The organism is Thiothrix litoralis (assembly GCF_017901135.1).
Taxonomy (GTDB): domain Bacteria; phylum Pseudomonadota; class Gammaproteobacteria; order Thiotrichales; family Thiotrichaceae; genus Thiothrix; species Thiothrix litoralis.
This window is the reverse complement of sequence record NZ_CP072801.1, coordinates 1,898,716-1,911,640: the sequence shown is the minus strand read 5'-3', so window position 1 is coordinate 1,911,640 and position 12,925 is coordinate 1,898,716. Positions and strand designations below refer to the sequence as shown.

15 protein-coding genes are annotated in these 12,925 nt (G+C 48.0%); 11 read left to right on the top strand and 4 right to left on the bottom strand.

What is annotated here, in order from left to right; all coding sequences use genetic code 11:
• Positions 1-12 precede the first annotated feature (12 nt).
• On the top strand, positions 13-426 hold the full coding sequence (locus J9253_RS21430; protein ID WP_228291556.1) for a DUF433 domain-containing protein: 414 nt from the start codon (positions 13-15) through the stop codon (positions 424-426).
• Between the two features lie 150 nt (positions 427-576).
• On the opposite strand, the gene J9253_RS09255 is transcribed toward J9253_RS21430, so the two are convergent.
• Complete coding sequence (locus J9253_RS09255) at positions 577-1,041, bottom strand: hypothetical protein (protein WP_210224303.1); 465 nt, start codon at positions 1,039-1,041, stop codon at positions 577-579.
• A 122-nt stretch (positions 1,042-1,163) separates the two neighbouring features.
• Positions 1,164-1,367, bottom strand: coding sequence for a hypothetical protein (locus tag J9253_RS09250; protein WP_210224302.1), 204 nt, complete (start codon positions 1,365-1,367; stop codon positions 1,164-1,166).
• A 221-nt stretch (positions 1,368-1,588) separates the two neighbouring features.
• On the opposite strand from J9253_RS09250, the gene J9253_RS09245 reads away from it, so the two are divergent.
• On the top strand, positions 1,589-3,181 hold the full coding sequence (locus J9253_RS09245; protein WP_210224301.1) for a peptide chain release factor 3: 1,593 nt from the start codon (positions 1,589-1,591) through the stop codon (positions 3,179-3,181).
• A gap of 50 nt (positions 3,182-3,231) precedes the next feature.
• Positions 3,232-3,663: a thioredoxin TrxC gene (trxC, locus tag J9253_RS09240; RefSeq protein WP_028489406.1), complete on the top strand. Its 432-nt coding sequence runs from the start codon at positions 3,232-3,234 to the stop codon at positions 3,661-3,663.
• Between the two features lie 6 nt (positions 3,664-3,669).
• Here the strand turns inward: trxC and J9253_RS09235 are convergent, their stop codons facing one another.
• Positions 3,670-4,311, bottom strand: a complete 642-nt coding sequence (locus J9253_RS09235) for a carbonic anhydrase (RefSeq protein ID WP_210224300.1) — start codon at positions 4,309-4,311, stop codon at positions 3,670-3,672.
• Between the two features lie 292 nt (positions 4,312-4,603).
• On the opposite strand from J9253_RS09235, the gene J9253_RS09230 reads away from it, so the two are divergent.
• The 8 genes from J9253_RS09230 (at position 4,604) to J9253_RS21150 (ending at position 12,016) form a co-directional block, all read left to right on the top strand.
• Positions 4,604-6,961 carry a type I restriction-modification system subunit M gene (locus J9253_RS09230; RefSeq protein ID WP_210224299.1) on the top strand — a complete coding sequence of 786 codons (2,358 nt, stop codon included), beginning with the start codon at positions 4,604-4,606 and terminating at the stop codon, positions 6,959-6,961.
• 51 nt (positions 6,962-7,012) lie between these two features.
• Positions 7,013-7,339, top strand: a complete 327-nt coding sequence (locus tag J9253_RS09225; protein WP_210224298.1) for a type II toxin-antitoxin system prevent-host-death family antitoxin — start codon at positions 7,013-7,015, stop codon at positions 7,337-7,339.
• Positions 7,336-7,827 carry a DUF3368 domain-containing protein gene (locus J9253_RS09220; protein WP_210224297.1) on the top strand — a complete coding sequence of 164 codons (492 nt, stop codon included), beginning with the start codon at positions 7,336-7,338 and terminating at the stop codon, positions 7,825-7,827. Before J9253_RS09225 ends, J9253_RS09220 begins: the two co-directional genes overlap by 4 nt.
• Positions 7,827-8,135: a PDDEXK nuclease domain-containing protein gene (locus J9253_RS09215; RefSeq protein WP_210224296.1), complete on the top strand. Its 309-nt coding sequence runs from the start codon at positions 7,827-7,829 to the stop codon at positions 8,133-8,135. Before J9253_RS09220 ends, J9253_RS09215 begins: the two co-directional genes overlap by 1 nt.
• On the top strand, positions 8,132-9,493 hold the full coding sequence (locus J9253_RS09210; RefSeq protein ID WP_210224295.1) for a restriction endonuclease subunit S: 1,362 nt from the start codon (positions 8,132-8,134) through the stop codon (positions 9,491-9,493). Before J9253_RS09215 ends, J9253_RS09210 begins: the two co-directional genes overlap by 4 nt.
• The gene (locus tag J9253_RS09205) at positions 9,493-10,608 is read left to right on the top strand and encodes a PDDEXK nuclease domain-containing protein (RefSeq protein ID WP_210224294.1); all 1,116 of its coding nucleotides are present in this window, start codon (positions 9,493-9,495) and stop codon (positions 10,606-10,608) included. The genes J9253_RS09210 and J9253_RS09205 overlap by 1 nt, the downstream gene beginning before the upstream one ends.
• Positions 10,609-10,689: 81 nt before the next feature.
• Entirely contained in the window at positions 10,690-11,841 is a 1,152-nt protein-coding gene (locus tag J9253_RS09200) for an RNA-guided endonuclease InsQ/TnpB family protein (RefSeq protein ID WP_210224293.1), read from the top strand.
• Positions 11,842-11,890: 49 nt separating this feature from the next.
• Positions 11,891-12,016: a hypothetical protein gene (locus J9253_RS21150; RefSeq protein ID WP_266097383.1), complete on the top strand. Its 126-nt coding sequence runs from the start codon at positions 11,891-11,893 to the stop codon at positions 12,014-12,016.
• Here the strand turns inward: J9253_RS21150 and J9253_RS09195 are convergent.
• Positions 11,985-12,797, bottom strand: a complete 813-nt coding sequence (locus J9253_RS09195) for a DUF3037 domain-containing protein (protein ID WP_210224292.1) — start codon at positions 12,795-12,797, stop codon at positions 11,985-11,987. The genes J9253_RS21150 and J9253_RS09195 overlap by 32 nt on opposite strands.
• Positions 12,798-12,925 lie beyond the last annotated feature (128 nt).

Below are 12,925 nucleotides of genomic sequence, written 5' to 3'. Positions count from 1 at the left end.
CTGATGAATATAATGCCTGAAAAAGAATCGACCAGCAGAATCACGATGGAAGCAGGCAAGCGTAGCGGAAAGCCCTGTATACGTGGTCTGCGGATTGCGGTTTATGATGTGTTGGGTTGGCTTGCGGCGGGTATGACTACATCGGAAATCCTCGAAGATTTCCCAGAGCTGGAGATTGCCGTTGTTGAAGCTAAAAATGAACGTATTGCGGCGGGATATGGGCAGTGCGTGGCGGAAATGATTGCGGCACAACGTTATAACCAACGGGATGGGAAAGAGTTGCCGCATATTTATGGTGTGGTGACGACAGGTCATGCGTGGAAGTTTTTACGACTGAATGAGACTGTGATTTATATTGACCGTGAGGATTATTACATCAATGACCCCGCAAAAATTATCGGGGTGTTGGATGTTATGTTGCGGTAGCTTGCCTTAGGTCAATTGCATCACCGCTTGTTTTATGGGATATGACATCTTATAATAAATAGATGGTAATGTGCTCCCTATGTGTCAGATTTCCCGGAGACCACTCAGATAGCGAAATGAATGTGGAATCGACCAAAGTTTTGCGGAGTTTCAGTTTTCACCGTATTTAATAATAAGATAAGCAAATATGGCTAGAACCACAAATATAAATATAACCGATGCGGCTATGCAGGTTAAGTAAGCAATTATTGGTCCGAATTTAAACCATATCATCTGCATGGAGGTAATGTCTTGTTTGCTATGTGTTTCTTGATATTGGAGTGCCAGCTCATTTTCTTTTTTTTCTAATCCATCTTGATTTTTAATCAAAACAAACCAGTAGGAAGATAATGCAATCACCCCAATTGCTAAAGGAATCCAATGGTATTGTTGAATAAGAAATTGTGGTGCTACAAAGAATGCAAGAATTATAGTAATAATAGGGATTGTTATTTTTCCATGAGTAAATAGTTTTCTTTGTAATAAAAAAGCGGAATCTAATCTTTGTGAAAAATATGTGCGATTATTGCTATTCTGTATTTCCAGGTTATTATTTGTTATTAACTCTTCTTTCATGATTTGTGCCTATTGTTTTTTAGAGATAAAAATTATTTTATTGCGAATGTGGCATTAGAGTCACGCATGTTTTTATCAAGTAAATAAATGCTTAGAAACTTTAATAATTTATTGTATTGATTTTATTGCTCAATATGATTTGGCTTTACTTTTCTGGCAACTTCATTTTTTAATAACTTTCCTAATTCATATCCTTTTTTGTAGGAAAATAAATGCCCTCCACTTGGTAAGCTACTTTCAAATGTATTCTCTTCAAGGATGCCATCGGAAATACCTTTTTTGAAAGAGAGTCCGTGACCATGAGGTATTTCTGGAATGTTTGTCATCTCTATACTCCTCCTTAAACTTTATGGTTAAATATGTGTTGGTTGTGAATTTTTGGATTTGCTTGGAAATTAATAATTCAAGTGGATTAACTATAGCTGGCTAGCTGGCTAGCTGGCTAGTGCCTTTTGTCGGATACATGGTAACTGGTACATCCTGTTACCCCGTCCACACATTTCCGCTATAATCCCCCCCTTTCCAACAGCCCAACCCCGTGGACACCATGACCGACCGCCTAACCGAAACCGCCCGCCGCCGCACTTTCGCCATTATTTCCCACCCGGATGCGGGTAAGACCACCATGACCGAAAAGGTGTTGCTATTCGGGGGCGCAATCCAGCTTGCAGGCACGATCAAGGGGCGCAAAGCCGGTCGCCACGCCACCTCCGACTGGATGACGATGGAAAAGGAACGTGGTATTTCCGTTACCTCATCAGTCATGCAGTTCCCCTACAACGGGCGCATCGTCAACCTGCTCGACACGCCGGGGCATGAGGATTTCTCGGAAGACACCTACCGCGTACTCACCGCCGTTGACTCCGCGCTGATGGTTATCGACGTAGCGAAAGGCGTCGAAGAACGCACCATCAAGCTGATGGAAGTGTGCCGCCTGCGCGATACGCCGATCATGACCTTCATCAACAAGCTCGACCGCGAAGGCAAAGAGCCGATTGAATTGCTGGATGAAGTTGAAACCGTCCTCAATATCCAATGCGCCCCGATCACCTGGCCTATCGGCATGGGCAAACGCCTCAAAGGGATTTATCACCTTTACGAAGACAAGGTAATCCTCTACAAGCCCAGCACCGAGCGCCGTCAGGATTACGACGAAATTCAAGGGCTGGACAACCCCGAACTCGACAAGTTGCTTGGTTCACAAGCAGACGAATTACGCGAAGAAATTGAGCTGGTGAAAGGCGCAAGCCACACATTCGAGCTACAAGCCTACCTCGACGGCAAGCTCACCCCAGTGTATTTCGGCACAGCCTTAAACAGCTTCGGCATCCGTGAATTGCTGGACGGTTTCGTGGAAAATGCGCCCGCACCGCAAGCCCGCCCGACCACCACCCGTAAAGTGGAAGCAGCGGAAGAACCCTTCACCGGCTTCGTCTTCAAGATTCAGGCGAACATGGACCCGCAACACCGTGACCGTATGGCCTTCATGCGCATCTGTTCCGGCAAATTTGAAAAGGGCATGAAGGTTAAGCATGTGCGCATCGGCAAGGATGTGAAAATCCCCGACGCGCTCACCTTCATGGCATCCGACCGCGAGCATGTGGAAGACGCTTACCCCGGCGACATCATTGGCCTGCACAACCACGGCAGCATCCGCATTGGCGATACCTTCACGATGGGTGAAAACCTGCAATTTACCGGCATCCCCAACTTCGCCCCGGAACTGTTCCGCCGTGCGCAATTGCGTGACCCGCTGAAAATGAAACAGCTCCAGAAAGGTTTGGAGCAGTTGTGCGAAGAGGGCGCAACCCAGCTTTTCAAACCGATCAATAACAATGACCTGATCCTTGGTGCGGTCGGTGTACTCCAGTTCGACGTGGTGGCGCAACGCCTCAAGGATGAATACAAGGTCGATGCGCTGTTTGAAGGCGTGAACGTACAAACAGCACGTTGGGTGACCTCTACCAATGAAAAGAAGTTTGAGGAATTTAAAACCAAAGCAGCGCAAAATTTAGCTTACGACCATTCGGGCGAGTTGGTTTATATTGCCCCGACGCGTATTAATCTACAAATGGCGCAGGAAAAATGGCCAGATATTAAATTCCATTCCACGCGTGAACATGGTGTGGAAAGTCGCTGATATGCCCTTATATTCACCGGGTTCTATAACTGTTTTACAAGGGGAAACTCATGAGTGATTTAATCAATCTGGTGTGCCCGGCCTGTGGTGTCACCAACCGTGTGCCTGCCGACCGTGCCAGCGAAGCCAAATGCGGCAAGTGCCACAGCCCACTGTTTAGCGGGCATCCTACCGAGCTAACGGGGGAAAACTTCACCAAAAACGTTAGCCGCAATGATATTCCGGTACTGGTGGATTTCTGGGCGCCGTGGTGCGGGCCATGCCGTCAGATGGCTCCGGCGTTTGCGCAAGCAGCGGCGCAAATGGAGCCGCAAGTGCGTTTTGCCAAGCTGAATACCGAAGATCATCAGATGGTGGGGGCGCATTACAATATTCGCAGCATCCCGACGATGGTGTTGTTCCGGGGCGGGCAGGAAATTGCCCGCCAGTCCGGTGCGATGGGGGCGGCGGATATTATGCGCTGGGTGAGTAGCCAGCTTTAAGCGCGATCAATCCACGGGGATATCAAAGAACTCTACTAGCCCAGTTTCCAGTGAATATTCGGCGCTGACGACCAGTAAATTTTCATTGGCGATCAGGTGTTCCAGAATCTTTGAGCCATGCCGCAAGTGGCTAGTGGCAGCACGGATATTGGCACGGACAGCGTGTTTCATCAGCGCTACCGGGTCGTCGCGTAACGGGGTTTCCATCAGAGTGGCAACAGCGGGGGCGATGCGTTCCACGATGGAGCGTTGGTTGCGGGAAGGGCTGCGCGAGTTGTTGCGTAATTCGTCCAGAGTGGCAGCAACAGCGCCACACTGGGTGTGCCCCAATAGCACTACCAAGCGAGTATTGTATTGGGTGGCGGCAAATTCCACGCTGCCTACTTGCGAGGGCGCAACAATATTGCCCGCGACGCGGATGACAAACAACGAGCCAAAGCCTTGGTCAAACACCAATTCTGCTGGAACCCGCGAGTCTGAACACCCCAAAATGATGGCAAATGGGTTTTGCCCCTCCGTCAGGGCGATACGTTCAGCCTGACTCATTTGTGTGCCATGGCTGAGAATGTTATTGGCGAAACGTTCGTTACCGGCACGCAGGCGTTCCAGTGCTTCTTGCCCACTCAGGTTCGGTTTTTTGTCAGGCATTGGTCGGGGTCTCCTGGAAGTTTTTCAACTGACTGTTTTTAAAGTGAAAGTGTTTTTTGTGCGTATACAGGTCGTATTATGTAACATGCGCTTTCAATCTGAAATAGGCTCGTGCTAAGTATCCATACTGAGATGGTGTCGTTTCAGGCAAATATCTCCCAGAACGGCAGTGTTTCAATACCGTCCGCGAAAGGTTCTGACTGGTCAAAAGTGATCAGGAGCTCACTGATTGCTTTGCCTGTTGCAGACAAACTGCTAGGGTGAGCGCCTTACGCAACATTTAGGGAAGGTTATGGATCACAGCGTACACAACAAACTCATTTCATTCATTTGGGCTATCGCCGACGACTGTTTACGCGATGTGTATGTGCGCGGCAAGTACCGCGATGTGATTTTGCCGATGGTGGTGCTGCGCCGTATCGACACGCTGCTGGAAACCAGTAAGCCAGCGGTATTGGAAGAGGTTAAATTCCAGCAAGAGGAAATGCACGCAACCGAACTGGATGACGAGCCATTAAAAGCCGCCTCCGGTTACGTGTTCTACAATACCTCGAAATGGACGATGAAAAGCCTGTTCAGCACTGCTACTAATAACCAACAAATTTTGCTGGCAAACTTTGAAGAATACCTGTTGGGCTTCAGTGAAAACGTCAAGGAAATCATTCAGCGTTTCAACCTGCAAGCACAAATCCGCCACATGGCTTCCAAGCAAGTGTTGCTGGATGTGGTGGAAAAATTCATTTCCCTGTACATCAACCTCACCCCGGACATTGCCGAAGACCCCGATGGGAATAAACTCCCCGCACTGACCAACCTCGGTATGGGTTATGTGTTTGAAGAGCTGATCCGCAAATTCAACGAAGAAAATAATGAAGAGGCAGGTGAACACTTTACCCCGCGTGAAGTGATTGAGCTGATGACCCACTTGGTGTTTGACCCAATCAAAACCGACTTGCCGCTGACCTTGACCGTGTATGACCCGGCGTGTGGTAGCGGTGGGATGCTCACCGAAGCGCAGAACTTCATCGAAGACAAGTACCCCAGCACGACGACCCGGCGTGATGTGCATTTGTATGGCAAGGAAATCAACGACGAAACCTACGCCATTTGCAAATCCGACATGATGATCAAGGGCAATAACCCGGAAAACATCAAAGTCGGCTCGACGCTTTCCACCGATGAATTCGCCGCTGACCGTTTTGACTTTATGCTTTCCAACCCACCCTATGGCAAGAGCTGGGCTTCGGAGCAAAAGAACATTAAAGACGGCGCGGATGTTATCGACCCACGCTTCAAAGTGACGCTGGAAGATTATTGGGGCAAGCTTGAAGTGGTGGATGCCACGCCGCGTTCCAGTGACGGACAATTGCTGTTTTTGATGGAAATGGTCAGCAAAATGAAAGCAGGGGGCAGCCACATTGCTTCGGTGCATAACGGTTCCAGCCTGTTTACGGGTGATGCGGGGGGCGGGGAAAGCAATATCCGCCGTTACATTATCGAAAACGATTGGCTGGATGCGATTGTGCAGTTGCCGAATAATCTGTTCTACAACACCGGCATTACGACTTACGTGTGGCTGCTGAATAACAATAAACCAGAGGGGCGCAAAGGCAAGGTGCAATTGATTGATGCCAGCTTGTTGTACCGTAAGCTGCGTAAAAATCTTGGCAATAAAAACTGCGAGTTTGCCCCGGAACATATTCAGCAAATTACCCAGACCTATCTGGATTGTGCCGCCATTGAGCGCGAGCTGGATGCCAATGGCGACCCCATCGGCATTGCCAGCAAGGTGTTTCGCAAGGATGATTTTGGTTATTACAAAGTCACGATTGAACGCCCGGATCGGCGTAAAGCCCGCTTCTCGGCGGAGGCGCTCGCGCCGTTGCGCTTTGATAAAGCCTTGGCGGAGGTGATGGAATACCTGTACAGCACGCATGGCGACAAGGTGTATGAGGCTGGCGTGTTGAAGGCGCAGGAAAAAGCCATTCTTGGTTGGTGCGACGACAATGCGATTAGCCTCAACGCTAAGGCAAAAGCCAAGCTGCTGGATGTGCAAGCCTGGTTGGGCTTGAAACAGGTATTCGAGAAGGCGCAGTTACTCATGGCTGAGTTGGGTGATGCGGAATTTGACGACTTTAACCTGTTCAAAGAGCAGGTGGATGCTGCGTTGAAAACCCGCGCCATCAAGCTGTCTGCTTCCGAAAAGAACGCCCTTCTGAATGCGGTGAGTTGGTATGACGAAAGCGCCGCTAAGGTTATCAAAAAGGTGGTGAAGCTCGCGGGCAAAGACATGGATGCGTTGCTGGAACGCTATGATTGCGTGGTGGATGATTTACCGGATTTTGGCTACTACCCGACAGGCAAAAAGGGCGAATACCTCACCTATGAAACCAGCGCGGATTTGCGCGATAGCGAGTCGATTCCGCTCAAAGACAGCATTTACCAATACTTCCTCGATGAAGTCAAACCGCACGTCGCCGAGGCTTGGCTGAGCATGGAGTCGGTGAAAATTGGCTATGAAATCAGCTTCAACAAGTATTTCTACCGCCACAAACCGTTGCGTTCCTTGGAAGCGGTGGCGGCGGATATTTTGGCACTGGAACGTAAAGCCGATGGCTTGATTGCCGAAATTCTGGGGATTCCGCAGTAGCCTTGATGTGCTACCATTATGGGGAACATTAAGCGAAAAAGGTACTGGATTATGCAAACTTTCTCTATCCGTGATTTGCGTGAGCGCAGTGGTGAATTGACCCGTGAGGCAGAGATCGGGCATGTGTCACTGATTACCAAACGGGGACAGCCAATTATGGTTGCCTTGCCATTTACTGACACTTTGCTGGATCGGGGGGTTAGGGTTGCCTTGGCCGAACATTTGTTCAAGGAAGGCGTTTTATCATTAGGCAAAGCTGCCAAGATGGCGGGTATGGCGTATGTGTTGTTCTCAGAACATTTGAGCCGTATCGGTATACCCGTGGTGGATTACTCGCCCGATGAACTGGAGGCAGAGCTTGAGGCGGCTGCGTTGTGAAGTCGCTGATCGTTGCGGATACTGGGCCGTTGGTTATTCTGGCGAAAATCGACCGTTTGCATTTGCTGGTGCAGCGTTACCAGACCATCAGGATTCCTGAAACGGTATTGTTGGAAGCGACGACGTTGGCGCATCGGCAAGATAGCCAGAGGATTGCAGATTTTGTGGCGCAGCATGTACAGGTGGTTGGTGATATTGCGCAGGATGATACTGATTACCTCGATTTTGGTCTGGATGACGGTGAAACCCAAGCCATTTTGCTGGCTAGGCAGTCCCGATGTCCTGTTTTGATGGATGAAAAGCGTGGGCGAGCGGTTGCCAAACGCGAGCATATCAGTGTGTTGGGAACTGTCGGCTTGTTGTTGGTTGCCAAACAGGAAGGTTTGGTAGACGCCATCAGCCCGTTACTGGAGCAAATGCTGGCGCATGATTACCGATTGGCGGCGGGGCTGGTTGAGCGTGCCAGATTCATGGCTGGAGAAAGTTGATGTTAAGGGACGATTTTGATGAGGTTAAATATAAATCGCTGCGTTCCTTGGAAGCCCTTGATCATCATTGGAGTGTGCGGGCTTTGGAGCGGCAAATCGGCAAATTCTATTACATTGGCTTGATTTTGTGCAGTCAGAAAAGTGAGGCGGTGGTGAAGTATTCGGTGCTGACGGATAGTGCGCAACTGTTTGCCGCCAAATACTTGCTATACCTGCCGACCGAAGAAGAACTCAAGCGCGAATTGGAACAGGAGCGCATCAAGGTACAGGCGCAACTCCAGCACAATGCCCATGAGGAACAACCATGACTCTGCAAACCCTCCCCAAATACGAAACCTACAAAAACTCCAGCATCGAATGGCTCGGCAAAATCCCATCTCATTGGACTGTGAATAGAATCAAAGCCGATATAGAATTATTGACTGGCTATCCTTTTAATAGCCGAAAATATTTAACTGAAGGAGTAAAGTTGACTCGTGGCATCAATGTAAAAGAAGGTCGCCTTGATTGGAAAGATACGGCTTATTGGTCAGAGGTTACGTCAGAGCTTAAAAAATATGTGTTGTGTGATGGTGATATTTTAATAGGAATGGATGGTTCAAAAGTCGGTAAGAATTTTTGTCAGATTAATGTAGATGATCTTCCTCTTTTATTGCTTCAACGGGTTGCGAGATTAAGAGCTAAAGGAAATCTTGTGCCAAGATTTTTATTTTGGAATATTGCATCTGTTCGTTTTTTAGATTGGGTTAATACTGCCAAGACAGACCCAATGATACCCCATATTGCTCCATCGGATATTAATGGTTACGTGGTTTCATATCCGCCAATTACAGAACAAACCGCTATCGCCCATTTCCTCAACCAAAAAACCGCGCAAATCGACGCAGCCATTGCCATTAAAGAGCAGCAAATCGCCTTATTGAAAGAGCGCAAGCAAATCCTTATCCAACAAGCTGTTACCCAAGGCTTAGACCCGACTGTGCCGATGAAAAACTCAGGGGTGGAGTGGATTGGGGAGATTCCGGCGCATTGGGAGTGCCTAAAACTAAAGTTGGCATGTAAGTTTATATACGATGGTACTCATGGATCTTATCCCAGAGTGGAAGAAGGTTATAGGTTACTAAGTGTGAGAAATATTATTAATGATGCATTCTTTTTTCGAGAAGATGATAGTCGGGTGTCTTTTAAGCATTTTAAAGAAATAAGTTCTAAATTTTTGATTCAAGAGGATGATATTCAACTTGCGATCGTGGGTGCAACTTTAGGTAAAGTGGCTATTATAAAAAAGATAGAAGAAGAGTTTGTTACGCAACGAAGCCTATCTACTATCCGTGTTAATTCTCGGTGTAATAATGAGTTTCTTGCTTACTTTATGAGAAGTCCTGCTTTCCAAGCTTATTTATGGAATAATGCAGGTTTTTCGGCGCAACCTGGCGTATATTTAAATACAGTGCAAAATTGTTATATGCCATTGCCAAGTATAGATGAACAAAAAGAAATAATTAATTTTATTAGAAGTTCTTTTCTAAAAATTGATGATGCCTTGTCATTACAACAGCAGCAGATCGAGAAGTTGCGGGAGTATAAAACCACGCTGATTAACAGCGCGGTGACGGGTAAGATTAGGGTCACGTCGGAAATGGTGGCAATGGCGGGGAGTCCGTGATGAGCAAAGCGATCAAAGATACCCAGTACATCAACTGGGTTCGAGAGCTAAAACAGCAGTTTTATCAAGCCCAGCTAAAAGCCGTGATCAAGGTCAATCAAGAACTGCTGCAATTTTACTGGCATCTAGGGAGTGAAATTCTAGCCAAACAGCAACAAACTCAATGGGGTGATGGTTTTCTAACCCAATTGAGCAAAGACTTGATGGCGGAATTTCCAGCGGTGAAGGGCTTCTCCAAGCGTAATCTGGAGTTGATCCGTCAGTGGAGAAGTTATTGGGCTGAAACCACAGAGGGTGATAACGCAATTGCGCAACAGCTTGTTTCGCAATTATGCCAGCTACCTTGGGGGCATAATCTCGCCATCATTAGCAAAAGTCAAAGTTGCCCCGAAGCCTTGTATTACGTACAAAACACCTTGGTTCATGGTTGGAGTCGTGCCGTTCTCGTCCACCAAATCGAGTCCGGTTTATGGCAACGTGAAGGCAAAGCCACCACCAACTTTGCACAAACCTTGCCTGCTACCCAGTCCGATCTAGCCCAACAATCCATCAAAGACCCGTATGTATTTGATTTCCTAACCTTGAGCAAGGATTACAACGAACGCGAACTTGAGCAAAGTTTGGTGAAGCATATCACCCAATTTTTGCTTGAATTGGGTTCAGGCTTCGCTTACATGGGGCAGCAAGTACCCATCACGGTAGGCGAGCGCGATTTCTATCTGGACTTGCTGTTTTACCACACACGCCTGCATTGCCATCTTGTCATCGAACTGAAAATCACCGATTTTGAACCGGAACACGCAGGAAAGTTGAATTTTTACATCAAAGCCGTCGATGAGCAGTTGCGTCGCCCCGGCGATGAGCCAACCATTGGTTTACTGCTGTGCAAAAACAAAGATCGGATGGTAGTGGAATACGCACTCAGCGACATCAACAAACCGATTGGTGTATCCGAATATCAATTAACCAAGTCGCTACCCAACGATTTAAAGCCCAGCTTACCTAGTGTGGAAGAGATCGAGGCAGAGTTCTGGCAAGAGACTGACGACAATTCATCTATCTTGCGCGAGATACCCCGTCCTTTAGGTCGGGGAGGGATAGCGCGTCGGCGTTAGCCGACCCTGTTCTCGCTCCTCTTTTCGTTAGGCTACCTTTAGTTATTTAACTTTCACATGATATGTAGTAAAAGGTGAAACATGAAAACGAAACGCGCCTATAAATTCCGATTCTACCCTGACCAGCAGCAAGAAAAGCTGCTGGCTCAGACGTTCGGATGTGTGCGTTACGTGTACAACAGCATCTTGCGTTACCGCACTGATGCGTATTACCAGTCTCAGGCAAAAGTCGGTTATACGGGCGCAAACGCCAGATTGACCGCCATCAAGAAGCTCCCTGTGTCCCTGTTCCTGAATGATGTTTCCAGTGTTCCGCTGCAACAATGCTTGCGGAACCAGCAAACCGCATTCAAGAACTTCTTTGAAGGCCGGGCAAAATACCCTGTCTTCAAATCCAAAAAACACCGCCAGTCGGCAGAGTTTACTTACCGAGCTTTCACCTTTAAAAACGGTGAACTGAAACTGGCTAAGTGTGACAAGCCGTTGGCTATCAAGTGGAGCCGTCAGCTTCCTGCTGACCCGACCACCGTTACTGTTTCCAAAGATCAGGCCGGACGCTACTTCGTGTCTTGCCTGTGTGAATTTGAACCCACGTTGTTGCCTGTCACCGATAAAAAGGTGGGCATTGACGTGGGCATCAAGGATTTGTTCGTCACTAGCGACGGCTTCAAGTCCGGCAATCCCCGTCATACCGCCCAACACGCGGTTAAACTGGCGAAGTATCAACGCCGTCTTGCCAAGAAAAAACTCGGTAGCAAGAACAGGTTGAAAGCTAAACGCAAGGTTGCCCGTGTTCACGCGAAAATCTCCGATTGCCGTTCGGACAACTTGCACAAGTTGTCCCGCAGATTAGTTAACGAGAACCAAGTGATCTGTGCTGAAAATCTTGCTGTGAAGAACATGATAAAGAACCCGAAACTAGCCAAACACATTGCTGATGCAAGCTGGGGCGAATTTACCCGACAGCTTGAATACAAGTCTGGTTGGTCTGGCAGGACATACGTTGAGATCGGGCGGTTTTTCCCGTCCAGCAAACGTTGTTCCTGTTGCGGGTTCGTGAAAGCAAACATGCCGCTGGACGTGCGGTCTTGGGAATGCCCGGAATGTGGCACAACCCATGACCGTGACGTGAATGCAGCGGTAAACATTTTAGCCGCCGGACTGGCGGTGCTAGCCTTTGGAGAGAATGTTAGTGGTGATGGCATTTCGGTGTCGTTGTCCTGTTCTCGATGAATTAGGAATCCCCTTCCTTTAGGGAGGGGAGGAAGTCAAAAGGGCAAACATGGCAAGTCAAACCAACGAACAGGCATTTGAAGCCGCGATTGAAAAACACCTGTGCGGTATTTCCGTCTACCACATCGGCAACCCCTCCAAAATCAAGCGACAGCTTCACGCGCAAACGCAGTGATACGTTCCTGTTCCTCAATGTCCAGCATCCGAATACCGAGTTCTTCTATCTGGATGCGGGTTTCTTCAAAAGCATCGCGCAAAATACCTGTATCACGCTCTGGAGCTTTATAAGTAAACAGCGTTTGTTCAGGCGTAGCCACTTTCATCCGAAACAATTGCTGCATGGTGGCTTTCCACTGTAAGCCGTGATTGAGCAGTTGTTTAGATTGCGGGTGGCAGAAATGAATTGGCTTGATGATGGTCGGGTTGTTTCTCTCCGTCACAAAAGGCAAGCGCACTTCATACAACGCATTACCTAGCGTGCGATCTTTGAAGCGTGCCGCCAACTGATGAGAGATGAGTAACTTGGCAATGCTTGCCTTCATCCGATCTTCATGCCCTTGCTGATGGGCAAAACTGTGATGAACGTAATGCTCAAACAGTTCATCTGCCGTGGTTTCAGGATCTTCAGTAAAGCGCACATAGTGCCCACTGTAGGCAACAATATCTTCACGCGGGCGTACCAACTCGTCATACAACGCTTCAGGCTTTTCCATCGTTGCCATCATGCGTTGGATACGTTTCAGCTCATCGCGCACCAGCATTACGGCATTCTGAAAGATTGCTTTGTCCAACGTGTCGAAAAATTGTGTAACACGCCCGTGACGGTTGGCTGTCAACAGCCGGAAGGTAAAAGTACGGGATTTAGGCGCGTACAAGACGATACCAATATTGGCAAATTCTTGTGTTTCAGGGTAGGGCTGAAAACGGATGATGTTGTATTTACACGCTTGTTTCATTGCATTAGCCTCGTCCAGATTGCACTTCTAGTTGACTTGCCCTTCATGTTTATCCTAGGGGGTTATGATGAAGTCTGCAACAATCTACCCAACAAGCGCACGGGTTACAGTACAATTACGCAACAACT